Raw genomic sequence first — 25,557 nt, 5'->3', positions numbered from 1 at the left:
TAATGACAAGATGATTATGTTTGTACAACCAATTTGGGCTTGGATTGGTTTTTGAATGAGGGAATACACTGAAACATTAATCCTGATTGGCACATGAATATCCATTTTTACAAGTATCACGGTACAGGCAATGACTTCATAATGATAGATGACCGAGAGCAGGTATTTGACCGTAATGACCTTCAGCTGGTTAGGCAACTCTGTGACCGAAAATTTGGAATCGGTGCCGATGGATTGATCCTTTTGGGAAATTTGGAAGGCTTTGATTTTGAAATGGTCTATTTCAATGCCGATGGTTCCCAAAGCATGTGTGGCAATGGAGCAAGGTGTGCGGTTGCCTTTGCAGAATTTTTGGAAATGATTCGGGACAAAGCCCATTTTATGGCCATAGATGGCCCCCACCAAGCCACCCTCGAACAAGAACAAATTACCTTGGCAATGAGGGATGTCGGCAGTTTATCCAATAATAAGTCAGACTTTTTCGTAGATACAGGTTCCCCACATCATATTCGTTTTGTTGAAAACATCATGGACTATCCCATTTTAAGCGAAGGAGCCGAAATCAGGTACAGTGATACCTATCAGCCTGAAGGGACCAATGTGAATTTTCTTGAAAAAATCTCTTCGAATGGGATTTTTGTAAGGACTTATGAAAGAGGCGTTGAAAATGAAACCTTGTCCTGCGGAACCGGTGTTACGGCCTGTGCTTTGGTATTTGGGTATTTAAATGAAATAAATGAAGTTGATATCAAGACCTTGGGGGGCATGCTTAAGGTAAAATATTCGGTGGCGGCAGACGGAAGTTTCCATGACATTCTTTTGATTGGCCCCGCAAAACAAGTGTTTAAAGGGGAAATAAACATCAAAACCCTCGAACGAAGTAGTTAACCAATTAAATCGAATCCTTTCAATTTCTGGAAAGGAATTTGTTGAAAAGAATGGACCGGTCTACAAGTCTACAGACCATTCATTATCAATTGTGACAAAAAGAAAGTAATTTTAAGGCCAATAAGAATACGCTAAATATATGTTAGAAACGATTGCAAAAGGACTGGCGAAAATCTTTGGAACCAAGTCTGGAAGAGATATAAAAATATTGTCTCCAATGGTGGAACTCATCAATGGAGCATATAGCAAGTTGCAGGTATTGTCAGACGATGAACTGCGTGCCAAGACTGGGGAATTGAAGTCCAGGCTAAACGAAGACCTCAAAGAATACGACGATAAAATAACAGAGATTAGGGCTCAGATTGAAGTGATGGCTCCCGATAAAGTGCATGAAAAAGATGCCCTGTTCAACCAGATTGAATCAGTTGAAAAAGACCGGGACAAAGCATTGGAGGATAGTTTGAATAAGATTTTACCGGAGGCATTCGGCGTCATAAAAGAGACGGCAAGGAGATTCAAAGAGAATAAGAAACTGGTCGTTACCGCCAACCTGTATGACAAAGAATTGGCTGCCAAGAAAAGTAATGTGGAAATTTCAGGTGAACAGGCCATTTGGCACAACAAATGGTTGGCCGCTGGTACTGAAGTCACATGGGACATGCTCCACTATGATGTGCAGTTGATAGGTGGGGTTGTCCTTCATCAAGGTAAAATTGCCGAAATGGCCACTGGGGAAGGTAAAACCCTGGTTTCTACATTGCCATCTTTCCTGAATGCACTGGCAGGCAGAGGCGTACATATTGTGACCGTCAATGATTATTTGGCCAAAAGAGATTCCGAGTGGAATGCGCCACTTTTTGAATTCCACGGACTTACAGTAGATTGTATTGACAAGTACCAGCCCAATTCAGATGCCAGAAGAAAGGCCTATGGCTGTGACATAGTCTACGGAACCAACAATGAGTTTGGCTTTGATTATTTGAGAGACAACATGGCCAGGGATGCTGGCGACCTTGTGCAAGGAAAACACCACTATGCCATCATTGATGAAGTTGACTCCGTGCTAATTGATGAAGCACGGACACCATTAATTATCTCTGGACCGATTCCAAGAGGAGACGAGCATGAGTTTTATGAAATGAAACCAAGGGTGTCCACTTTGGTGGAGGAGCAGAGGAAACTGGTCCAAGGATTTCTTACTGACGCCAAGAAGTTGATCAAAGAGGGCAATCAAAAAGAGGGGGGTCTTTCACTTTTTAGGGCCTTCAGAGGCATGCCTAAATACAAACCGGTGATCAAGTACCTATCCGAGCCAGGTATCAGGGTTATTTTGCAAAAAACAGAAAATTTTTATTTGCAGGACAACAAACGGATGATGCCTGAAGCAGATGAGCCGCTTCTATTTACCATTGATGAAAAAACAAATTCCGTAGAATTAACGGATAATGGGATTGAAGTCATCACCACGAAAAATGAAGATCCGAATTTCTTTATCATGCCGGACATCGGCATCGAGATCGCCGAATTGGAGAAGAATGCTGAATTGGATGAGAAAGAAAAGCTGATCCGAAAAGAAGAAATCATCAAAGATTACGGGGTGAAGGCCCAGCGGATTCATACCGTAAACCAACTGCTGAAAGCTTATTGTATGTTTGAAAAGGACACAGAATATATCCTTGCCGATGGCAAGGTAAAAATTGTGGACGAACAAACCGGTAGGGTCATGGATGGCAGAAGGTATTCTGATGGTTTGCATCAGGCCATTGAAGCTAAAGAGAACGTAAAAGTAGAGGATGCCACCCAAACTTACGCGACGATCACCCTTCAAAATTATTTTAGGATGTACCACAAGTTGTCAGGTATGACAGGTACTGCTGAAACTGAATCGGGAGAATTCTGGGAAATCTACAAATTAGATGTAGTAGTAATTCCTACCAATAAACCCATTCAACGTTCAGATCGGGAGGACATGGTCTTCAAAACGGTGCGGGAAAAGTTTAATGCCGTGGTAGACGAAATCAACGCACTTACCGATGCCGGAAGACCGGTGCTGGTCGGTACGACTTCGGTGGAGATATCCGAACTCTTGAGCAGGATGCTCACTTTGAGAAAAATAAAACACCAGGTATTGAATGCCAAGCAACACGCCCGTGAGGCAGAGGTAGTTGCCGAAGCAGGTAAACCCGGAACAGTCACCATAGCCACCAACATGGCTGGTAGGGGAACTGACATCAAGCTTGCACCGGAATCAAAAAATGCCGGAGGTTTGGCCATTATCGGTACAGAAAGGCATGAATCCCGACGGGTCGACAGGCAATTGAGAGGTAGGGCTGGTAGGCAAGGTGATGTGGGTTCTTCTCAATTCTTTGTGTCCCTGGAAGATAACCTCATGCGGTTGTTTGGTTCCGAAAGGATAGCCAAACTCATGGATAGGATGGGTTTGGAAGAAGGAGAGGTAATCCAACATTCCATGATCACCAAGTCCATAGAACGTGCCCAAAGGAAAGTAGAGGAGAACAACTTTGGCATCCGGAAGCGGCTGCTGGAATATGATGATGTGATGAACTCCCAGCGGGAAGTGGTCTACAAGCGGCGAAAAAATGCGCTTATGGGTGAAAGGCTGGAATTGGACATTCTCAATATCATGTATGATGTGGCAGCTGATATCATTGAAATGGCCAAGACCACCGAAGACGTGGAAAACCTGAGAATGAATATTTACAGTTCTTTGGGAGTTGACCACAAAATTGATTCTGAAACGCTGAAGTCGAAGGATATTCACCTTCTCACCCAAGAACTCTTTGATGCCTCTTACCAGAGTTACATGTCCAAGAATGATCGGATCCTGAACCGGTCTATGCCTATTTTGAAAGATGTATACACCCAAAGGGGTGCAACAGTCAAAGAAATCATGGTGCCTATCACCGATGGTCTCAAGCAAATCGGAGTGGTTGTTAATCTGGAATCCACCTTGCAAAATCAGGGGAGGGATTTGATCAGGGCCATTGAAAAAACAGTGACTTTGGCTATCATTGACCAAAACTGGAAAGAACACTTAAGGGATATGGACGACTTGAAGCAATCCGTTCAAAATGCTGTTTATGAACAAAAAGATCCTTTGCTGATTTATAAATTTGAAGCATTTGAAATGTTTAAACGGTTTGTAGGCAGATTGAATGACGATGTGATTTCCTTCTTGTCTAAAGCAGAATTGCCTCAGCAGGATCCTAATCAGGTAAAGGCGGCCCAAGCCCAAAGAAGGCAGGAACCCCAAGGGCAGGCATCCAAAGCGGAAGTGGGAAGCACGCTGAATCCAGGAGAAAGAAGACAAGCCGCTGCTGCAGTGGCCAACCGATCTGCTGCTCCCCAGGTGGTTGCCCCGCGCAAATCCGAAAAGTCTTATGGAAGAAATGATCGGGTATCAGTTCAGTATACCAATGGAAACATAAAAAAGGATGTCAAATTTAAAGCCGTAGAAGAGGATGTTGCTGCGGGAAAATGTGTAATTGTAGATTAAACGAAATGCTATGGGATTGAGAACAATTGGTTTAGCGGGCTTTGCTTTTGTCTTTTTTGCTTGTGCCTCCGTTAAGAAGGGTGGTTCAGGGGACAACGCATTCGCCAATTACAACGAAAATCTTTCCGAAAACAGGATTACATTTCCAGATATCCCCACTGCTTCTGTGACGGAGGAAACCGGAAATGGTGCTGCATCTGGCAATTTAAGTGTGGACGAAGATTTGGATTACGCCCTATCCAGGTTTTCGGAACAAAATCTGGAAGAGCGGTATTATTCAGGATTCACAATATTGGTATATTCAGGAATAGATCGTGAGTTGGCTTTCAAAACCCGCAATGACATCTACAAAGTCAATGAGGAAATCAAACCCGAAATGCAATACCAACAACCTAGGTATTTGGTAAAAGTCGGCAAATACGTCAACAGAATTGAGGCACAGGCCACTTATTTCACATTAAAAGAACATTTTCCAACTGCGAGGATCATTCAGGATCGCTTTGAAAGAGAAAACTGGAAGAAAAAAGAGGAATTGAATGACCTTGAAAGAGAAAATTAAAGCCTTGGCTGCATTGTTCAGCCAAGACCTGATCCATCACAGAAGACATATTCACGCTTATCCAGAGTTGTCCTTTGAAGAACATGAGACCAGTGCTTATGTAGAAAACCTTTTGCGGTCTTATGGGATAGAAAAGATTGAAAAAAAGGCGAATACGGGTTTGGTAGCTCTGATAGAAGGTGTTAACCCTGCTCAAAAGACTTTGGCTTTACGAGCGGATATAGATGCATTGCCAATTTTTGAATCCAATGAAACTTCCTATAAATCCACCAAACCCGGTATCATGCATGCCTGTGGGCATGATGTCCATACCGCCTCTTTGTTGGGTGTGGCAAGGATTCTCCAAGAACTAAAAGAAGATTTTTCGGGTACCGTAAAATTGATTTTTCAACCAGGTGAAGAAAAGATTCCAGGGGGCGCTTCTCTCATGATCCGTGATGGAGCCCTTGAAAACCCCACTCCCAATGCAATTATCGGCCAACACGTCATGCCGCTCATAGATGTAGGTAAAGTCGGTTTCCGAAAAGGGATGTATATGGCAAGTGCAGATGAACTTTACCTCACCGTAAAAGGAAAAGGTGGTCATGGAGCCATGCCGGAAAACCTGGTAGATCCCGTATTGATAGCCAGCCACATCATTGTTGCCCTTCAACAAGTCATCAGTCGAAATGCCAGCCCAAAAATTCCATCAGTCTTGTCTTTCGGCCGGATAGAGGCCTTAGGTGCAACCAACATTATTCCCAATGAGGTAAAAATCGAAGGAACTTTCAGGACCCTTGATGAGGAATGGCGCGCCAAAGCACATACCCATATGGTAAAAATTGCAACCGGTATAGCAGAGGGCATGGGTGGATCTGTGGATTTTGAGGTAAGGAAAGGATATCCTTTCTTAAAGAACGCGGATGAATTGACCGAAAGACTAAGACAGTTTGCTGTGGATTACCTTGGAGCAGATAAAGTGGAAGACCTCGACATTTGGATGGCCGCAGAAGATTTTTCTTACTATACCCAAGCATTAGAGGGTTGCTTTTATCGATTAGGGACTAGAAATGAGTCCAAGGGCATCACCTCAGGCGTGCATACTCCTAATTTTGATATAGATGAAGATGCTTTGGAAGTGGGCGCCGGATTAATGGCCTATTTGGCCATTCAGGAATTATCAAGCAACATTTGACCATAAAGCCTAGACTTCATCGAAACTTAATAAGCAATAGAGTGAGATTTTCAAATAAAAACCCAATTTTGGTTTTTGAAGTTTCTATAAAAGAAGATCTAATCAAACACAAATCTTAAATAATCCCCCCATCATGAAAAAACTGTTTTTTTCTTTGCTTCTCCTTACTGCTCTCTCATTTCATTCTTTTGGCTGGGGACAAAATGGCCATCGTGTGGTGGGTCAATTGGCAGAATGGCACCTAAAGAAAAAGGTTTTGAGAAAAGTCAACCAAGTTTTAGACAGAGAATCCTTGGCGATGGTCAGTGTTTGGATGGATGAAATTCGCTCTGAAACTGCTTACGATTATACCAATACCTGGCATTGGGTCACCATACCTGATGGGGAAAAATATGACGAATCCATACAAGAACCCACAGGAAATGCTTACGATGCCTTATTGAAGATTATAGGGGCACTTAAAACGGGTGGTTTGACTCCAAAAGAGGAAGCTGAATACCTCAAAATGTTGGTCCATTTGGTTGGCGATTTGCATCAACCCCTGCATGTGGGTCGAGGAGATGATAAAGGGGGCAATGACATCAGGGTCAATTACTTTGGTCAGGAGACCAACCTCCACAGTGTTTGGGATACCAGAATCATAGAAAGTCAAAATCTGAGCTTTACCGAGTTGGCGAAACACCTAAATACCAAAGTAACACCAGCCAAAGTAAACGAATTGCAATCCGCGGATCCTAGTAAATGGCTGGATGAAGCCATGGCCTGCAGACCTATGGTCTATGATATTCCCGAAGACAATAGAATCTCGTACAGCTACAATTACCAATATTATCCCATCATAGAAGAACGGTTATTGGCAGCAGGGATTCGTTTGGCTGGGATTTTAAATGAAATTTATGGATGAACAGGAGGCATGAAAACCCTTGGATCAAATTCATTTTTTAAACCGACCTGCAAAGCTCATCTTCTTGTAAATTCTGTTTTGGCTTCATCCAAAAATTCAATAAAACTTGGGATGCTGCTGTCATAGGCCTTGGGTTTGACAAGCAATTCTTCATTGTGGTCCAGCAAAACATAGTAAGGCTGAGCATTGTTGTTGAAGCGAGTGATCTGAAAATCAGCATTTTGTTTCCCCATGGTTTTTTTTACCTTTCCATCATACGATGAAGTATACCATTCAGCTTCGGGCAGTTCCAGCCTTTCGTCAATGTACAGTGCAACCATGACAAAATCTTCTTTGAGTCGTTTTAATACCTCGGGATCAGACCAAACCCTGGCTTCCATCTCACGACAATTGACACAACCATGGCCTGTAAAATCAATGAACAAGGGTTTGTCCTGTTTTTTGGCAACCCTTAAGGCCTGCTCATAGTCAAAATATCCATTGATGCCATGAGGCATTTTCAAAAGGTTGCCGTATTTAGGGATCTCATCCAACTCATTTTCTGCCTCTGACGCATACCGGTCTTCCAGAATGTTGAAATCGTGGGTAGACATAGGAGGCAGGTAACCACTCAATGCTTTTAACGGCGCTCCCCAAAGTCCGGGAATCAGGTAAAGGACAAAGACAAAGGTGATGATGGCAAGCATCAAGCGGGGAACTCCGAGGTATTCCATAGGAGAGTCATGAGGCAATCGGATTTTGCCCAAAAGGTAAACTCCCAAAAGCGCAAAAATGACAATCCAGATAGCCAGATAAATATCCCGGTCCAATAGGCCCCAATGATAAACCTGATCTGCAATGGATAGGAACTTAAAGGCCAAAGCCAGCTCAAGGAAACCCAAAACCACCTTTACGGAGTTCAGCCAACCGCCTGATTTGGGAAGAGAGTTGAGCCATTCCGGGAAAATGGCAAATAAGGTAAAGGGAATGGCAAAGGCCAAAGAAAAGGCAAACATGCCTAAAATAGGCTTGACCAAAGCCCCACCTGCTGAGCTAATGAGGATAGAACCTACAATCGGTCCTGTACAGGAAAAGGAAACCAATACCAAAGTAAAGGCCATAAAAAAGACTCCCGTCATGCCTCCTTTATCGGCTTTTGCATCCATTTTATTCACAAAACCCGTGGGCAAATTCAACTCAAACATGCCCAGAAAAGCAAAGGCAAAGAAAATAAATACCAGAAAGAAGAAGACATTGGGCACCCAATGGGTGGAAAGCCAATTGGCGAACTCTGGCCCTTGAAGTGCAGCAACCGCTGTTCCTGCTATCGTGTAAATGGCAATAATGGAAAAACCGTAAATAAATGCATTTCGAATTCCTTGAACCCTGGATTTGGACCTACCCGTAAAAAAAGTCACAGTCATGGGGATCATAGGGAAGACACAGGGTGTCAACAAAGCAGCCAAACCCGCCAGAAAAGCAATGATCATAAACCCGATCAATCCACTCTTATCCTCATCTTCTTCCAACGAAATGTAAGTTCTTGAAGAGGCTTCCACATCCGCAGCGTCAATTTCCTCCGTAGGATCGTCAATTTTATCTGCTTCGGAAGGAGATTCAGCAGCCAATTCCTCAGCTATTGTAGCCGGTTCTTGGGTCGAACCATTTGCCCTTGCAGTAAGTTGAAAGTCAAAATCTTCCTCGTAGAGGATGCATTGGCCTGTGATATCCGAACACATTTGATATTCTACTACACCAGTAAGCCTTCCAGCAGCTCCTGTGATTTCGAAGGTTTGTCTGAATTCACCCTTTTGCTCAAAATAAGTTACCTCGCCTTCCCAAATGTTGTCATATTTGGTTTTTGGATTGATGGCTTTTAGATCTCCTTTCTGTACGATGCCCACATTTTCTTCCAAGATCAGGTGGGTCAATATCGGGCCCACATCTTCATCAAAATCATTGGAATAGATGTACCAGTCTCTAGGAATGTCCGCTTTCAGAATCAATTCTATTTCCTCACCGATGTTAAATTCCTCCCTGTCAAATGCGATGTTCCATTTGGGAGGAGCCACCATTTGGGCCATGGCCGTAAAGAGGGAAAAAAAAAGAAAGGTGAAAGCAAATAGAGATGATTTTGGATGCTTCATTGGTTGGATTAATGCAAACTAAACTGGTTAATTAAGCTTTTTCGGTAGGGATAAGTTCCAAATTTTTTTGAACAAAGAAATGGTCACCTGTAATGTCCCTTCAACTTTTTAAGAGGTTGCTATCTTACCGTCAAATCCTTTTTGAACTTGGTTATTCCCCCACCTATTTATCGGATAGGGCCCTAAAATGCTTGAAAAACAATACAATGGTTTCAATTCCCATCAAATAGTTTTTGACACCATAATGTTCATTAGGGGAGTGTATGGCATCCGTATCCAGACCAAATCCCAGCAAAATAGGGTCAAGTCCCAATTCTTTTTGGAACAAAGAAGTAATGGGAATGGAACCACCTTCCCTAGTTGGGATCGCTTTTTTACCAAAGGCACTTTGGATAGCCGCTTCTGCTGCTCGATATCCCACCGAATCCGTAGGTATTACAGCAGGATGGCCTCCATGGTGTGGGGTGACTTTTACTTTCACTGAAGCAGGAGCTATGGCTTTGAAATGGGATTCAAAGCTTTTCGAAATTTGTTTGTGGTCCTGATTTGGAACCAGCCTCATGGATATTTTCGCATAGGCTTTGGAGGGAAGCACTGTTTTGGCTCCTTCACCGGTATATCCACCCCAAATGCCATTGACATCAAGGGTAGGACGTATTCCGGTTCGCTCTATGGTTGTATATCCTTTTTCCCCTTCTAATGCCTCAATGTCCAATTTCTTTTTATAGTCCGCTTCATCAAAGGGAGCCTTATTCAAGTTCTCCCGGTAGGCTGAGGAATAGTTTTCCACATCATCGTAAAATCCCGGTATGGTGATCTTGCGGTCTTCATCCTGGAGGGAAGCGATCATCTGACACAGAATGTTAATTGGGTTGGCAACTGCACCTCCATAGGTACCGCTGTGGAGATCTCTGTTAGGTCCTGTCACTTCTACCTGCAAATAAGCCAGCCCTCTAAGCCCCACCGTAACCGAAGGATGTTCCAATGAAAGCATGCTGGTATCAGAGATCAATACCACATCCGCCTTAAGTTTATCCTTGTTTTCTTTTACAAAAAGGTCCAAATTTTCCGACCCCACTTCTTCTTCCCCTTCGATCATAAACTTGATGTTGCAGGATAGCGCATTTTGGGCCGTCATTGCCTCAAAGGCTTTTACGTGCATATAGAACTGTCCCTTGTCGTCTGCCGAGCCTCTGGCAAATATGGCTCCTTCCGGATGGGCATCGGTTTTCTTGATGACAGGCTCAAATGGTGGAGACTCCCAAAGCTCATAGGGATCGGCAGGCTGTACGTCATAGTGGCCGTAAACCAAGACGGTTGGCAATGCAGGGTCCACTATTTTTTCTCCGTATACAATAGGGTAACCGGCAGTCTCGCAAAGTGCTACATTTTCTGCCCCTGCTTTTTCCAAAGCATCTTTTACAAATTCCGCTGCGGCAAATACGTCTGATTTAAATTTGGGATCGGCGCTTACGGAAGGGATTTTTAATAGGGCAATCAGTTCTTCAAGGAATCTTTCCTGGTTTTTATTAATATATGACTGGACGGACATAAGATGTAAGACTTGGATTTGATTAGGGCATAAAATTAAAGGATTCATCGGGCTTTGCCTAATGAATTGTGGTAGTTGGTTGATGAACAGGCCTTCAAATCAAAAGCAGGTTCTTTTTTAGATGTCTTTTCCGTATCTTCAATGGAATATTATCTCTCATAACCTAAGTCAAGCCCTGAGCCCAAAATGAATGATGAGATTAAATGACAAAGTAGCTATCATCACCGGTGGAGCCAAGGGAATTGGCGCTGCTACGGTACACCTTTTTGCCAAAGAAGGTGCAAAAGTGGTTATTTGGGATGTATCCAACAAAGGTGAGAGTTTGGCCAACCGACTGCACCGGGAAGGCTGGCCGGTCCATTTTATGAAAGTGGCCGTATCAGATAAAAAACAGGTACAAAAAGCCACGCAAAAGGTCAAAGAAGCTTTTGGCAAAATAGATGTATTGGTGAATAATGCCGGGATCACCAAAGACAAAACCCTTCTTAAAATGAGCATTTCGGATTGGGAAAAAGTAATTTCAGTCAATCAAACCGGAATATTTTATTGCACACAGGCAGTGGCGGAGGTCATGAAGGAAAACGGATATGGAAGAATTGTCTCAGCTTCATCCAATGTAGGTTTGAGAGGCAATTTTGGCCAGACCAATTATGTGGCTTCAAAGTCAGCGGTGATCGGAATGACCAAGGTCTGGGCACTTGAATTGGGGAAGTACGGGATAACCTGCAACTGCATTGCTCCTGGTTTTATCGAAACGGACATGACAGCTGCTATTCCTGACCATGTGGTTAAGCAAATGCTTCCTTTGATTCCTTTAGGGCATTGGGGCAAACCTATCGATGTCGCTTATGGATATCTTTACCTTGCTTCAGACGAGGCAGCCTATGTGAATGGCACCTGTCTGGTGATAGATGGTGGTGGGGCACGTTAATAGGATTTGTTTCTAACTCTGTACTTTATAAAATATAGCCTGGTTTTGATGGCCTTCAGTCAGCTTTGTAGGTTGGCTTTAGGGTTATTTTCGACGATTGGAAGTTTTTCTATTATCCAATTCTTATTGATCAAAGCCATTAATTATTCAAAAAAATCCTTATTTTTATATCACACCAATTAGGCTACAGATGGTATTGGGAAAAGGATATAGGTTGGTTTTACCGATGTTGGGATTACTCCTTGGCTTATATTCATATGTTCAGGCTCAAGACAATTGGGAAACTCTTGATGCCAAACTTAAAACTTTGGCTGACGAGAACAAACTTCCCGGTTTCTCAGTGGCCATTGTCAATCAAGAAGGCTTTTTGTTTCAGAAAGGGTATGGGTTTGCAGATGTTGAAAAAGCAAAGCCCTATACACAAAATACCCTTCAAAATATCGGATCCGCCTCACAAACTGTCATAGGTCTTGTCCTGATGCAAGCCATAAATAATGGAAAATTAGGCTTGGATGATGACATCAACGACTACCTGCCTTTTGAAATAGTCCATCCTTTTGCCAGCGGGAAATCCATCACCATTCGGCATTTGGCAACCCACACCTCTGGAATCAGAGATGCGGAAAATAATGAAAAGCGGTACATTTTTACTGAGGAAATATTTCCTTCCGGTACAAAAGTTCCTTCTGAATACAAACGGTTTTCCAAAAAATACCAAGAAAACATTCCCATGGCCATGGGGGTATTTTTGGAAAATGTCTTGACAAGGGGCGGCCGATGGTACAGTAACCGGAACTTCCTGAAGTCCGAACCCGGAGCAGTTTATGAATTTTCCAACATTGGTGCTGCCCTTTTGGCTTTTATCATTCAAGAGGCCACTGAACAGCCTTATGCCACCTTGACCCAAAACACTGTTTTTTCGCCAATGGGGATGAAAAATACCTTTTGGAGTCTTTCGGATGCAAAAGAACAGGATTTTATCACCCATTATATTGGGACCAATCTTCCGCTTCCTAATTATGCCTTGATAACTTTTCCAGATGGAGGTTTAATGACTTCCACCAATGACCTAGGGATGCTTTTAAAAGAACTGATGCTGGGCTATCAAGGAAAAGGCAAATTGTTTGATGAGGAGGTTTATCAACAATTGATGGCCGAAAATAAAGAGAGCATGGAGTCCTATAAGGGAATATTTTGGGTAAAAAGTCCCGATGGATATCTGCTTCATCTCGGAGAAGATCTGGGCACGGCCACAGCTTTGGCCTTTAACCCCGAAAGAAATGTGGGTCTGATTTTATTTTCCAATGTCTCTTTGGATCAAGAAGAGTATAAAAATTCATTTTTGGAAGTGTGGAATGAGATGGCGACTCAATCAGGGCTAATGTCAGCAGGAAATTCTCTTTCATCCAAATAATAGCTTATTTAAAGCGCACCACTTTTCCGAATGCTTTGCTACCCATTCGCTCGGGTATTGACTCTAGGATTTCCTGATATAGCAATTCCACCAATTTTCTTTTCAGAAAGTTGCGCGTCAATATGATACTGACTTCCCTAATGGGTTGCTCCCCCTCAAATTCCCTTAGGCGTTGCTTTTCTTCTTCTCCTAAATCAGCGGTGGCGAGTTCAGGCAACAAGGTGATGCCTTGGTAACTGTTCACCATATTTTTTAAGCCTTCCAAAGAACCACTCTCATATTGAAAATTCATTTTGTTGGTGCCTTGTTTGTCACAAAGGTTCAATACTTGTTCCCTAAAACAATGACCCTGTTGTAAAATCCAAAGGTCCTCTTCCATCAAAGCCTTCACCGTGATCTTTTTCTTTTTAAGTAAGGGATGGTCCTTTGAGAGGTAGGCCAGAAATTTTTCATAAAAAAGAGGCTTTTCAAGGATTCCAGGTTCATCTATAGGGGTCACAATGATACCTAAATCCAATTCGTCGTTTTTCAGTCTTTTGACCACTTCTTCTGTGATCATTTCTTCTACCCTTAGCTGTACTTTAGGATATTTTTCCAGAAAACGACGTACAAAAAGGTGCAGCAGGTAGGGAGCTAAAGTAGGTATGATGCCTAATTTAATCTCACCGCTGACGTCTCCTTTCAATTGAGAAACCAATTCCAAAATCCCCTTGCTTTCAGCAACCACTCTTTTCGCAAGCGTGATGATTTGGGTGCCAGTTTCGGTAGGAATTACGGGCATTTTGCTCCTATCAAAAATGATGACTTCCAATTCTCTTTCCAGCTTGTTGACTTGAGCACTTAATGTGGGTTGGGTTACAAAGCAAGATTCAGCGGCATGTCCAAAATGCCGATGCCGATCTACCGCAATAATGTATTCCAGTTGTTGAATGGTCATAACTTGAAATAGTAAGAATGGAAATAGGTGTAATGAAAACAAGGGTTTAACCGAGAAAAGAGCGTATAAAAGTCAATCTTCACAGATAAACGAAATTATTCCCTGTTTGCAATCCAGAATCAAAGATAAAAATGTTTTCTGTTTTATTTAGATTTAATTTAAATAATGATTAATTTCGGCTTTCAAATCAATTCGTATGAGACAAAATTTCAAATTATTTGCTGCTTTTTTTGTTTTTGGAACCTTGTTCTGGGGTTGCAATCGCGCCGAAAAAAACGAGGTTAATGTCTACACGCACCGCCATTATGAAGCAGATCAACAGCTTTTCGATGCTTTTGCCGAAAAAACCGGAATAAAAGTGAATGTGGTCAGTGCAAGTGCAGACGAACTGATCCAAAAACTGGAATTGGAAGGGGCAAGTTCCCCTGCTGATGTCCTGATTACTGTAGATGCAGGCAGACTTCACCGGGCAAAGGCGAAAGATTTGCTACAGACGGTCAGCAGTGAGGAACTCGAGAAGAACATTCCTGCCAAATTCCGCGAACCCGAAGGCTATTGGTTTGGCCTAACCTACAGAGCTAGGGTGCTTGCCTACAGCAAAGAAAGAGTGAATCCAGAAGATTTGAGCACATATGAAGCCTTGACGGAACCACAGTGGAAAGGAAAAATACTCACCCGTTCTTCAGAAAACATTTACAATCAATCTTTACTCGCCTCGATTATCGCTGCTCATGGAGAACAAGGTGCAGAGGATTGGGCAGCAGGTTTGTTGGCCAATATGGGCAGGGATCCTAAAGGCTCTGACCGTGATCAAATCAAAGGTGTGGCATCTGGAGAGGGTGATATTGCTATCGTCAATACCTATTACATAGGTCTGATGTTACATGACAGCAATGAGGAAGAAAGAAAGGCAGGAGAAAAAGTAGGTGTATTTTTCCCTAACCAGAATGATCGAGGTACCCATATCAATGTCTCCGGAGCAGGAGTTACCAAACATGCTCCAAACCGTGAAAACGCCATCAAATTGTTGGAGTTTCTTTCGCAGCAAGAAGCCCAGAAAGTACTGGCTGAAATCAATTTCGAGTATCCAGTGAATCCTACAGTAAGCATGTCAGAGTTGTTACAAAATTGGGGGTCCTTTAAATCTGATGAAATCAATTTATCCGTACTTGGAGAAAGAAATAATGATGCGGTCGTCATTTTCGACCGGGTAGGGTGGAAATAAAACCAAAATGGTTTGGAATTAGTCAAAAGAAACTATTACTGGTGGAACAGATGGGCAGGTTTTGCTTTGCTGATTCTCTTGGCTGTGGTGACACCTATTGGCACCATTTTATTCAAATTGTTTGAAAAACCGGGAAGCAGTTGGTCCCATATTGTGGATAACCTGCTTTTTGGATATTTTCAAAATACCCTATTGCTATTGATCGGGGTGGCTCTTGTCACTTTCCTCCTCGGTGTAAGTACCGCGTGGCTTGTATCCAATTATAATTTCCCAGGCAGAAAATATTTTGAATGGCTGTTGATCCTACCTTTGGGGTTTCCAGGCTATATCATGGCTTATACTTATGTGGGTATATTGGATTACACCGGACCTATTCAGGGCTTTTTAAGAAATACCCTAGGTATTTCTGTGAGAGGGAGTCTTATTGACATCATGAATTTACCGGGGGCCATTTTTATACTTTCAATAACCCTCTTTCCCTATGTTTTCCTGATTTCACGGACTTCATTTCTTCAGCAATCAAAGACACTTCAGGAGGCCGCTTCCCTGTTGGGCTCCAACCGGTTGAATACTTTCATCAAAGTGGCTTTACCTTTGGCGCGGCCAGCTATAGTGGCTGGAATTGCCCTTGCGAGTATGGAAGTGTTGAATGATTATGGCACTGTCAAATATTTTGGGGTCAATACCTTCACGACTGGCATCTTCAGGGCGTGGTTTTCCATGGGTGATGCTTCTACTGCCATTTACCTCGCAGGTATTTTAATGGTTTTTGTTTTTGTGATTCTTTATATAGAGTCTTTACAGAGAGGGAATAAGCGGTATTCTTTCAATGCCTCCAGCCATAAACCTACCGCAAGGGTAAACGTATCCTCGGGTAAAAAAGCCCTATATTTTAGCATTTGTGCCACCCTATTTGCAGTCAGTTTTTTTATACCTTTCCTTCAGATTCTGTATTGGGTCAGCATGACTTACCATAAGGTAGCCAATGCTGATTTTCTTATGCTGATTTACCGTAGTTTCAGCCTGGCTGCCATTTCCGGTATTTTGGTAGTGTTATTTTCTGTGGTTTTATTGTATGCCTTGCGGTTGAGTCCTTTTAATTGGGTCAAAAATGTCACAAAAATAGCCACGCTTGGTTATGCAGTGCCAGGTGCAGTGATTGCTGTTGGTATCATGATTCCCTTTTTGGCGTTTGACAAATGGGTTTTCAGTACCTTTTTTCCTAATTACAATCCAGGATTGATTTTTTCAGGAACCTTATTTGCCCTGGGTTTTGCGTATGTGGTCCGTTTCATGGCAGTGGGTTACAATCCAGTAGATGCAGGCTTCCAAAAAATAGGTATCCATGTCAATGAGGCCAGCAGGCTTCTCGGAACGAGAAGTTCCAGGACTTTGTGGAAAATAGACCTTCCTTTGATAAAAACCGGTTTGTTCACGGGGATATTACTTGTATTTGTGGATGTTTTAAAGGAATTACCCTTAACTTTGATTTTGCGTCCCTTCAACTATCATACTTTGGCAACCAAGGCCTTTGACATGGCAACCAATGAAATGATTGCGGAATCGGCGAATGCAGCTTTGGTCATCATTTTGACAGGGATCATTCCGATTATTTTCCTGAATAAGATGATCAAAAACAGAGAAGTTTAAAGCAAGGGTCTGACTGAATGATCATTTTATCGCTCCTAGAAATCACCAAAACATATTCTAAATCAAAAGAATTTGCTGTCAACAAGGTGTCTTTTGACGTGGAAGAGGGTGAAATTCTGGCATTGGTTGGAGAAAGCGGTTCGGGTAAAACCACCCTTTTGAGGTTGATTGCTGGATTGGAACACCCAGATGCCGGCTACATCATCCTTTCCGGTCAAAAAATAGTGGAAGGAAATTTATCTGTACCCGCCCACGAAAGGAAAATAGGGATGGTATTCCAGGATTACGCGCTGTTTCCCCACCTTACCATTCTTGAAAATGTAAAGTTCGGGTTGAAATATGTTCAGGGTGATCGGGAAAAAATCGCCAAAGAAACCCTTAAATTGGTCGGTCTGAAGGAAGACTTCAGCAAGTATCCTCATCAGCTTTCCGGAGGTCAACAGCAGCGGGTGGCCTTGGCCAGAGCCATAGCGCCCAATCCCAAGGTGCTGTTGTTGGATGAGCCTTTCAGTAATTTGGATGCGATGTTGAAAGACCAGGTAAGGGAAGAAATCCGGCAAATCATCAAAAGAAGTGGCGTTACAGCCATTTTTGTGACACATGATACTCGGGATGCCTTATCCACGGCAGATCGCATTGCCATCCTGCACAAGGGATACCTTCAGCAAATCGATGTTCCACAAGTCTTGTATGAAAGGCCTGAAAACCCCTATGTGGCTAATTTTTTCGGAAAAATGAACCAGATTATTGGGGTGCCTACGGTGGAGGGTTTTTATACTCCTTTTGGTTTTATGAAGGACGATAGGGCTAAGGATTTCAAAAATAGGGTCAGAATCCTTTTTCGGCCCGAACATGCCCTCATCAAAAAGAGCCATGATCAATACCTCAATGGGAAACTCTTCAAAGTAGCTTATTTTGGAGATCATCAAATCGTAAAACTTGCTGATGAAGATGGAAAGCGGATCAGCATCAAGACACAGCCCAACAAAAAATTCAACCCCAGCGATAGGGTGTTTTTTACGCTAAAAGAATTTTTACTGGAAGAAGCTTATTGATTAAATTCCAGCATATACAATTAAAATAAGTCCTACAATAAACAAACTAAACATCCCCCAAATCATGCTTTTTGGAGCGGCATCCAGTTCTCTCCAGATAAATACCCCCCAAAAGGCCGCTACCATGGTGGCCCCTTGGCCAAGGCCATAGGATATGGCAGGCCCTGCTTTCTCAGCCGCTATGATGCTGAAGGACATACCTACGCACCAGATTATTCCGCCCAAAATGCCCATGAGGTGTTGGGTAAAATTCCCTTCAAAATATTGCCCGTAAGAAAGTCTGGCACCTTCAATAGGATTGCGCATCAGATAAGTATTGAAAATGAAATTACTGGCAAGTATTCCCAATGAAAAGATGAACACAGCGGCATAGGGAGTGAATTTTCCGATTGCGGGATTAGAAAAGTCCAAAGACATGGACTTTGCAACGAAAAAGTAAAAAAAAGACATCAAAAAACCACCTACTAAAGCCAAGATCAAGCCTTTGCGGGAAGATTTTTGGGTTTCTTTGGCAATTTTTTTATAAGCCATTGCATCCAAAATAATGGCCCCGGTAACAAAGGCTACCCCAACAAACAAAAACAAGGGATCACCTATTTGAGCAGAAACATAATTCACCAATACCCCCAAAACCAAGGCCAGTCCGATGCCTACGGGAAAGGCCACAGCCATGCCAGCATATGCAATCGCTGCAACAATGAGGATATTAGCCAAATTAAAAATAACTCCCCCTAAGACAGCCAGTCCATAATTCAGAAGATGGGCTTGCTGAAGGTCCTCCCAGAAATTTCTGCCATCTGACCCTGTACTGCCCAAGGTAATCCCGAATAAAAAAGCCAAAAACACAATACCCAAGACATAATCCCAGTAAAACAATTCAAATCTCCAGGTGGAGGCAACCAATTTTTGGGTGTTTGCCCATGAACCCCAGCAAAGCATGGTAATCACACAGAAGAAAATGGCAAGCCCATAGGAATCTATGATGTACATGGTGGAGTAAGGTTATAGTTTAGGTTTGACCAATTGCGGATTCCTCATGGTGGAATAAAAATCTTCCATGATGGCATTTTTGTCAAAATCTTCCCAAAGTATTATTCGACGGGGGTTTTCAGGAAGTTCCTGCCACGCATTGTCCATCAATACAGGGGCAGGGATTTCCTTGTTTTTGGCCCACTCGGGATTTTTCAAAATGGCCACTGCTGCCATATCAAAGAGGGCTCTTGAGGGCGGATCACCATGATAGTCAATGTGTTCGAAAAGATTGACCGCATAATCTCCAAAATGAACAAAGCTACCCCCATGCCTCCCTGTGACCGGTTGATCGGATTTAGGCCCCAAACCTGGCATATTGGCTTCGATTTCCGATTTAGTGGCCTTGACAGCATCAGTTCCACTTGATGCACCATACCGAACAGTTACCATTTCAAAAGGAACGGCAGTTTTCAGAACATAATTTAAAGCAACCGTATCATTGTCCTGATTGTATTCGCCGGGTTTGGGATAATTGGACCCTAGCCAGACCACCTCGATTTTGGACCTGAGTGCTGTATCCCTTTCCAGAGCCAGGGCTACATTGGTCAGTTTTCCCACAGCCAAAACAATCAATTTTGATGGATGGTCTGCATTTGCTTGCTCAATGATAAAATCCACCGCGTCTTTTCCATCATACGTGGAACGGGCCAAATCACCTCTGATTTCCTCAAATGATCCATTTGCACCTTTCAACAAAGGAATATCCTGGTACAGGTTTGCCAATTGAAGAATTCTTTTGGCCTCTTCATAATGTTCCTCTATTTTTCCTCCACTCCTTGTTGCATTTACAGTAACGCCTTCTATGTCAAAGATGTGCCCATTGAACAAAAGATATGCCAATGCAAATTGGTCATCCAATTCATTGTTAGTGTCGGTGTCAAAAATCACTCGTATTTTGGTTGGTTCCGGATTGCAGGATATTAGGCAAATACAAATCAGAGAAAAGAAAAGGTAAGAATTTGATTTAAGCTTCATAAATTAATTTTGGGTTGTATCATAATTCACTAAGAAAAGGTATAGAAGGTTGAGCACCCATTTTTTGAACACTCAAGGCAGCAGCTCTATTGGCCAGTTTGACTGCTTCTACCATGGATTTACCTTGGGCGATTTGTACCGCCAACACGCCGTTAAAGGTGTCCCCTGCCGCTGTTGTGTCCACTACCTTTACTTTTTCTGCAGAGAGTATTCCTTTATAGGTTTCAGTGTGCAAGTAGGCTCCTTTTTCACCCAAAGTGATGATGACATTTTTAACCCCTTTTTCCAGGAAAATTTCAGCGGCTTCAGCAGCCGTTTTTTCATCCAGAATCTCTACTCCCGTCAAAGTAAAAGCTTCCCATTCATTAGGCGTGATCAGATAGAGGTGAGCCATCAATTCGTCCGGAAGAGATTGGGCAGGTGCAGGATTCAATATAACTTTAGCGCCGAGTTCGAAGGCTGTTTTGGCAGCAAACAACAAAGGCTCAAGTGGGCATTCCAATTGCATCAGTATGGTGCTTGCTGGAGATATGAGGCTTTTCAAGCTCATGATATCATCTGAGCATAACTTTAAATTAGCCCCTGATGCGACCAAAATGGTGTTTTCTCCTTTTTTGTCTACAGTGATTTGAGCCACACCAGTTGGGGCATCAGGATCTACGGTTACAAATTCGGTTTCTATACCCTCATTTTGAAAGTTTTCCATGAATTTTTCACCAAAAACATCTTTTCCCAGTCTACACACAAAGACTACCTTACCACCTACCCTTGCAGCAGCTACCGCTTGATTGGCCCCCTTTCCGCCTGGTGCAAAAAAAAATTCCCCTCCGATGAGGGTTTCACCTGGCTTTGGGAAATGGCTGGTTTTGATCACCATGTCCATGTTTGCGCTACCGATGATGATGAGTGGATTGGGAGTATCCATTGGTATTTATGATTTATTTTTCACCTTACATATTGATTATGGCACCACTTATAAAATTTAATTGCCCACAAAGTACTTTTCAGGTATTTTAATTTTTACAATCAGTTTAATTAAAGTAATATTATATTCCTTTCTGTTAAAATCAAAGTCGGAAGGTCAAAATTCGAGGCATTTACTGCATCATTAGAAATTTAGCTAACCCAAAAACCTTAATTCATGAAAAATAAGCAGAAACTTTTGGCTTCAAGAAGAAAATTCATGGGGGTCAGCCTTTTGTCAGCCGCAGGACTGAGTACCCTACCCCAATGGAGTATGGCCGTAGGAAACAAATTTATGTCAAACCCTGATGACAACCATCAGGCCAGATTAGGCTTTATTGGTCTGGGAAGACAAGCCGGAGGTTTAATTAATGGCTTGAGCCGAATACCCGGTGTAGAGGTTTTGGCTGGATCTGATGTCTATGGTTTGAAACGGACCCGGTTTGAGAAGCAGGTAGCTGATCTAAGAAAGGAACTCGGTAAAGAAAGTATTTCTGTTCAGACTTACGAAAACTACAAAGATCTTTTACAAAGACCGGATATTGATGCCGTGGTGATTGCCTCTCCGGATCATTGGCATGCTTTGATGGCCATTGATGCTTGCAAAGCCAATAAAGACGTCTATTTGGAAAAACCCCTGACCTTGACGGTTAAGGAGGGACAGGAATTGGTCAAAGCGGTGAGAGCTAATGGCATCGTGTTGGCCGTCGGGAGTCAACAGCGTTCCGACCTCAACTTTCAACATGCCGTCAGAATGGTCCAAAAGGGAAAAATCGGAAAAGTCAAGCAAATACTTGTCCATGTAGGCCAACCAGAATCTCCAAAGCCTTTTGACTTACCTGCTGAGCAGGTACCGGAAAGCTTAAACTGGGAAAAATGGTTGGGTCCACTAAAGCATTTACCATTTAACAACCAACTCGCCCCACCGATAAGCCTCAATCCTCCAAAAAATGAAGGATTTTGGGGTGGATGGCGCTGGTACAAAGAAACCGGTGGCGGATACATGACCGATTGGGGTGCCCATATGTTTGACATTGCCCAGTGGGGCTTGGGTATGGACCGGAGCGGTCCGGTGGAAGTAAGACCCAACAAAGACGGAAGGCCACTCACCTTCCTGTATGCCAATGGTACGGAAATGGTTGTAGGACCCTTTGACGGGGGCACCCAAGGAGTAAAATTCATAGGAGAGGAAGGTTGGATTCAGGTTTCTCGTGGCAATTTTAAGTCCTCTGACAAATCTTTAAAACCGGAGTCCAAATCTGAGAAATTGCCCTACTCTCCACACCTGTTGGATTTTTATGAGGCCATTCAGAAAAGAAGAGACCCCCAAGTACCTGTAGAGGTAGGCCATAGCACCTGTGTGGTATGCACCATAGGCAACATTGCCAACGAGCTACAAAGAACCCTTAGATGGGATCCTGCAAATCAGGAATTTCCAGGAGATGAGGAAGCCAATGCCAAACTCCATTATGATTACGAAAACGGATACAGCCTAAACGCCATATGAAGAACAGAAGAGAATTTCTCAAACTGGGTGGATTATTAACCCTGGGCAGCTTGACCGGAGCTGCTGACCTATTTGCATACAGCAACCCCATCATGGAAAAGATGATTGGCCTTCAACTCTATTCCCTTAGAAAGGACATGGCAAAGGAACCCAAAAAGATGCTTGAGAAAGTTGCCGAAATCGGATTTAAAACTTTGGAGACTGCTGATTACAAGGATGGAAAAATCTATGACATGAGTCCTTCAGATTTTAGGGCGCTAACCAGTGATTTGGGAATGCGGCTGACCAGTGCCCATTTAGGCGGGCCGAATTATAACCAAACCAGAAATGGAGAAGCATTGGATTGGTGGAAAAAAGCCATTGAGGATCACGTAGAGGCAGGCTTAAACTTTATCATCAAGCCATCTATGCCAAAACCCAAAACCTTGAAGGAGTTGGATGGGTGGTGCGAGTATTTTAACAACATTGGCCTGCTGTCCAAGGCTTCAGATATCAAGTTTGGCTTCCACAACCATGCTGGAGAATTTGTCAAGATTGAAGATGAAATCATGTATGACTACATGTTGAACCATACCGACCCTGATCTGGTCTGTTACGAAATGGACGTATACTGGGTGACCAAAGGAGGACATAACCCTGTTGACTATCTTGAGAAATATCCTGGCCGATTTCCTTTGCTGCACATCAAAGACGAAAAAGAATTGGGAGAAAGTGGATTGATGGACTATGGCCCCATATTCGAAGCCGCTTATAAGCAGGGTATGAGGGATTTTTATGTAGAAGTGGAGCGTTACAATTATGAGCCCATTGAAAGTGTAGCTAAAAGCTTCAATTACCTGCACCAGGCGGCTTATGTAAAATAGTAAGATACAAAGGAGGTCAGTGAAAGTGATGGAATTATTGTTGTATTAAGATCACCTAGGGAATTTATTTTTTCACTGATAATCCTTAGTAAAAACAATTTAAATGAACCAAACAAAGGAGAAACCATGAAAAAATTGATGCCGCTCACCTTTTCTTTATTTTGCCTGCTGATCATAGCTTGCTCTTCAGAAAAAAGGGAAGATAACCAAATTTCTGAAGAGAGAGAATTTGTCCCTAATCCGCAAGAACTGCCTGAAATGCCTGTCGCAAAACTCAATTTGGGAGATCAGGCCCCCTATTTCAACCTTCCCGATGTAAGTGGAAAGTATTACACCTTAGACCATTTTAAGGATGCAGAGGTATTGGTTGTGAAATTCACTTGTAACCATTGTCCAACTGCTCAAGCTTACGAGGACCGGTTTATCCAGGTAGTGGATGACTTCGAGGATCAGAATGTGGCCTTTGTTGCTATCTCACCCAATAGTCCTATCGGAGTCCTGCCGGAAGAGTTGGGATATACGGATCTTAACGATGATTTTGTAAGCATGCAGATCAGGCATGAAGAAAAGGGATATAATTTCCCCTATCTGTATGATGGTGATGTTCATGAGTATTCTTTGGCCTATGGCCCTACAGCTACTCCTCATGTATTTGTTTTTGACAAAGATAGAAAACTGACTTATTCCGGTAGAATTGATGCATCGGAAAAGCCAGGTACTGCCAATGCCGAGGACCTAAGGAAGGCCATTGAAAAGGCAAAAGAGGGAAATACAATGGAAATAACACCCGCATTTGGATGTTCCATTAAATGGGCTTGGAAAAACGAGTATACCAAAAAGGTCAATGAAGAGTGGAAAAAGAAGCCAGTTGAACTGGAATCCTTAAGTACTGAAGGACTGAAAAACTTACTTGAGAATGACAGTGAAAACCTTTTACTTGTCAATTTTTGGGCGACCTGGTGTGGTCCCTGTATCATAGAATTTCCGGAATTTATAGAAATTCAACGCATGTACGGAGGCCGAGATTTTGAATTCGTTTCTGTATCACTTGATAATCCGGACCAACATGATAAGGCTTTAAAATTTCTGACAAGCAAATATTCAGCTATCACCAATTACATCATGGATACCGATGACAAATATGCCATCATTGATGTGGTCAAGCAAGACTGGGATGGAAGCCTGCCACTAACGCTTTTGATAGAGCCAGGTGGAAATGTGGCTTATAAAGTTCCGGGAACCATTGAGCCGCTAAAGTTGAAGCAAGCCATCGTAGACCACCCAATGATCGGACGATACTATTAATTGATGGAACAGGCATAAACATTTAACACAATTTAATGTTACTCAATTATATTAACCACTATGACTGAAGAAAAAGAAAAGCCAGCCCTATCCAATCAAATGAGCTTTCCCTTGTATGCCGCCTCCAGATTGATGATTCAAAATTATCGGGAGCCCCTGTTGCAGTTTGGTCTGACATATCCTCAGTATTTGGTCATGTTGGTATTGTGGGAAGAGGATGGATTGACAGTAAGTAAAATTGGGGAACGTTTGTATTTGGACTCCGGAACATTAACCCCTGTTTTAAAGAGGCTTGAAGCCATGAATTTGGTCAAGAGAAAAAGGGATGAACATGACGAAAGGTTGGTTCAGGTGCAGTTGACTTATCCAGGCAAATCCCTGCAGGCAAAGGCATCAAAACTTCCGGATCAGGTAATGAATAGTCTGGAAAAATTGCCTGAAAAAGACTTAAAAAAACTTAAACTAACGCTGGAAAAATTAATTGAAGTACTGAAATAAGGAAATGAAAATGCAAAAGATTACTATAGATTATACGGCGACAGCCACCAATTCCGGTGGGAGAAATGGGCACGTTCGAACCGATGATGGTCAACTTGATTTTGATGTGGCATTTCCCAAAGAAATCGGAGGGCCTGGAGGAAAAACCAATCCTGAACAATTTTTTGCTGCCGCATATGCCTCTTGCTTTGGAGGAGCGCTGGGTTCCGTAGCTAATGGCGTCAACCTGGAAGATGCTCAAACAAAGGTAATGGTCCATCTAGGTAAGACAAAACCAACAGGTTTTGGTTTAGCAGTGGACATTGAAGTAAGTATCCCTCAAGCCGATAGTTTGGAGGCTGCTCAAAAACTGGTCGAATTGGCCCACCAACATTGTCCTTTTTCCAAAGCTGTCAGGGGAAACATAGAAGTCAAAGTAAAAGCAGTATAATTTGGCCATTCTATGGTCATCAAAGTGACTTAAATTCTTATTGTGGTTATTG

The 25,557-nt window shown here is 42.7% G+C and carries 21 protein-coding genes; 15 read left to right on the top strand and 6 right to left on the bottom strand.

Annotated features, from left to right (window positions below; all coding sequences use genetic code 11):
• Nucleotides 1–93: 93 nt before the first annotated feature.
• The 5 genes from dapF to H1A14_RS04720 all read left to right on the top strand — a co-directional run bounded on the left by dapF (nucleotide 94) and on the right by H1A14_RS04720 (nucleotide 7,042).
• Nucleotides 94–888 (top strand): diaminopimelate epimerase, encoded by a 795-nt coding sequence (dapF, locus tag H1A14_RS04740; protein WP_194775077.1) that lies wholly within the window; start codon nucleotides 94–96, stop codon nucleotides 886–888.
• A 139-nt stretch (nucleotides 889–1,027) separates the two neighbouring features.
• Complete coding sequence (gene secA / locus H1A14_RS04735) at nucleotides 1,028–4,405, top strand: preprotein translocase subunit SecA (RefSeq protein WP_194775076.1); 3,378 nt, start codon at nucleotides 1,028–1,030, stop codon at nucleotides 4,403–4,405.
• A gap of 10 nt (nucleotides 4,406–4,415) precedes the next feature.
• Nucleotides 4,416–4,964 (top strand): hypothetical protein, encoded by a 549-nt coding sequence (locus tag H1A14_RS04730; RefSeq protein WP_194775075.1) that lies wholly within the window; start codon nucleotides 4,416–4,418, stop codon nucleotides 4,962–4,964.
• Entirely contained in the window at nucleotides 4,942–6,138 is a 1,197-nt protein-coding gene (locus tag H1A14_RS04725) for a M20 metallopeptidase family protein (protein WP_194775074.1), read from the top strand. Before H1A14_RS04730 ends, H1A14_RS04725 begins: the two co-directional genes overlap by 23 nt.
• Before the next feature lie 133 nt (nucleotides 6,139–6,271).
• Complete coding sequence (locus H1A14_RS04720; RefSeq protein WP_194775073.1) at nucleotides 6,272–7,042, top strand: S1/P1 nuclease; 771 nt, start codon at nucleotides 6,272–6,274, stop codon at nucleotides 7,040–7,042.
• Between the two features lie 56 nt (nucleotides 7,043–7,098).
• Here the strand turns inward: H1A14_RS04720 and H1A14_RS04715 are convergent, their stop codons facing one another.
• Nucleotides 7,099–9,168 (bottom strand): protein-disulfide reductase DsbD family protein, encoded by a 2,070-nt coding sequence (locus H1A14_RS04715; protein WP_194775072.1) that lies wholly within the window; start codon nucleotides 9,166–9,168, stop codon nucleotides 7,099–7,101.
• 163 nt (nucleotides 9,169–9,331) lie between these two features.
• A complete protein-coding gene (locus tag H1A14_RS04710; protein ID WP_194775071.1) occupies nucleotides 9,332–10,720 on the bottom strand; it encodes a dipeptidase in 1,389 nt (462 codons plus the stop codon).
• Nucleotides 10,721–10,913: 193 nt separating this feature from the next.
• Between H1A14_RS04710 and fabG the strand changes: the two genes are divergently transcribed.
• Both fabG and H1A14_RS04700 read left to right on the top strand, forming a co-directional pair.
• Complete coding sequence (fabG, locus tag H1A14_RS04705; protein ID WP_194775518.1) at nucleotides 10,914–11,651, top strand: 3-oxoacyl-ACP reductase FabG; 738 nt, start codon at nucleotides 10,914–10,916, stop codon at nucleotides 11,649–11,651.
• 190 nt (nucleotides 11,652–11,841) lie between these two features.
• Nucleotides 11,842–13,065, top strand: a complete 1,224-nt coding sequence (locus H1A14_RS04700; protein ID WP_194775070.1) for a serine hydrolase domain-containing protein — start codon at nucleotides 11,842–11,844, stop codon at nucleotides 13,063–13,065.
• Nucleotides 13,066–13,069: 4 nt separating this feature from the next.
• On the opposite strand, the gene H1A14_RS04695 is transcribed toward H1A14_RS04700, so the two are convergent.
• Nucleotides 13,070–14,002 carry a hydrogen peroxide-inducible genes activator gene (locus H1A14_RS04695; protein ID WP_194775069.1) on the bottom strand — a complete coding sequence of 311 codons (933 nt, stop codon included), beginning with the start codon at nucleotides 14,000–14,002 and terminating at the stop codon, nucleotides 13,070–13,072.
• Nucleotides 14,003–14,198: 196 nt separating this feature from the next.
• On the opposite strand from H1A14_RS04695, the gene H1A14_RS04690 reads away from it, so the two are divergent.
• The 3 genes from H1A14_RS04690 to H1A14_RS04680 are packed head-to-tail and all read left to right on the top strand — an operon-like array spanning nucleotide 14,199 to nucleotide 17,932.
• Nucleotides 14,199–15,227 (top strand): Fe(3+) ABC transporter substrate-binding protein, encoded by a 1,029-nt coding sequence (locus H1A14_RS04690; protein ID WP_194775068.1) that lies wholly within the window; start codon nucleotides 14,199–14,201, stop codon nucleotides 15,225–15,227.
• 12 nt (nucleotides 15,228–15,239) lie between these two features.
• On the top strand, nucleotides 15,240–16,877 hold the full coding sequence (locus H1A14_RS04685) for an ABC transporter permease (protein WP_194775067.1): 1,638 nt from the start codon (nucleotides 15,240–15,242) through the stop codon (nucleotides 16,875–16,877).
• A 17-nt stretch (nucleotides 16,878–16,894) separates the two neighbouring features.
• Nucleotides 16,895–17,932, top strand: coding sequence for an ABC transporter ATP-binding protein (locus tag H1A14_RS04680; RefSeq protein ID WP_194775066.1), 1,038 nt, complete (start codon nucleotides 16,895–16,897; stop codon nucleotides 17,930–17,932).
• On the opposite strand, the gene H1A14_RS04675 is transcribed toward H1A14_RS04680, so the two are convergent.
• From H1A14_RS04675 to rbsK, 3 genes are all read right to left on the bottom strand, one after another.
• Entirely contained in the window at nucleotides 17,933–18,922 is a 990-nt protein-coding gene (locus H1A14_RS04675) for a GRP family sugar transporter (protein ID WP_194775065.1), read from the bottom strand.
• Nucleotides 18,923–18,934: 12 nt separating this feature from the next.
• The gene (locus tag H1A14_RS04670; protein ID WP_317174851.1) at nucleotides 18,935–19,852 is read right to left on the bottom strand and encodes a nucleoside hydrolase; all 918 of its coding nucleotides are present in this window, start codon (nucleotides 19,850–19,852) and stop codon (nucleotides 18,935–18,937) included.
• A 106-nt stretch (nucleotides 19,853–19,958) separates the two neighbouring features.
• Nucleotides 19,959–20,864, bottom strand: coding sequence for a ribokinase (gene rbsK / locus H1A14_RS04665; RefSeq protein WP_194775063.1), 906 nt, complete (start codon nucleotides 20,862–20,864; stop codon nucleotides 19,959–19,961).
• Nucleotides 20,865–21,080: 216 nt separating this feature from the next.
• Here rbsK and H1A14_RS04660 point away from each other — a divergent pair, with 216 nt between their 5' ends.
• The 5 genes from H1A14_RS04660 to H1A14_RS04640 all read left to right on the top strand — a co-directional run bounded on the left by H1A14_RS04660 (nucleotide 21,081) and on the right by H1A14_RS04640 (nucleotide 25,505).
• Nucleotides 21,081–22,409: a Gfo/Idh/MocA family protein gene (locus H1A14_RS04660; RefSeq protein WP_194775062.1), complete on the top strand. Its 1,329-nt coding sequence runs from the start codon at nucleotides 21,081–21,083 to the stop codon at nucleotides 22,407–22,409.
• A complete protein-coding gene (locus H1A14_RS04655) occupies nucleotides 22,406–23,272 on the top strand; it encodes a sugar phosphate isomerase/epimerase family protein (protein WP_194775061.1) in 867 nt (288 codons plus the stop codon). Before H1A14_RS04660 ends, H1A14_RS04655 begins: the two co-directional genes overlap by 4 nt.
• A gap of 126 nt (nucleotides 23,273–23,398) precedes the next feature.
• The gene (locus tag H1A14_RS04650) at nucleotides 23,399–24,577 is read left to right on the top strand and encodes a redoxin domain-containing protein (protein ID WP_194775060.1); all 1,179 of its coding nucleotides are present in this window, start codon (nucleotides 23,399–23,401) and stop codon (nucleotides 24,575–24,577) included.
• 60 nt (nucleotides 24,578–24,637) lie between these two features.
• A complete protein-coding gene (locus H1A14_RS04645; RefSeq protein ID WP_194775059.1) occupies nucleotides 24,638–25,075 on the top strand; it encodes a MarR family winged helix-turn-helix transcriptional regulator in 438 nt (145 codons plus the stop codon).
• A gap of 10 nt (nucleotides 25,076–25,085) precedes the next feature.
• A complete protein-coding gene (locus H1A14_RS04640) occupies nucleotides 25,086–25,505 on the top strand; it encodes an organic hydroperoxide resistance protein (protein WP_194775058.1) in 420 nt (139 codons plus the stop codon).
• Nucleotides 25,506–25,557: the final 52 nt, after the last annotated feature.

Origin of the sequence: Pararhodonellum marinum (assembly GCF_015354735.1) — a bacterium.
GTDB classification, from domain to species: Bacteria; Bacteroidota; Bacteroidia; order Cytophagales; family Cyclobacteriaceae; genus Pararhodonellum; species Pararhodonellum marinum.
The sequence above is the reverse complement of the archived record's forward strand: the minus strand, read 5'-3'. Positions and strand labels throughout refer to the sequence as shown.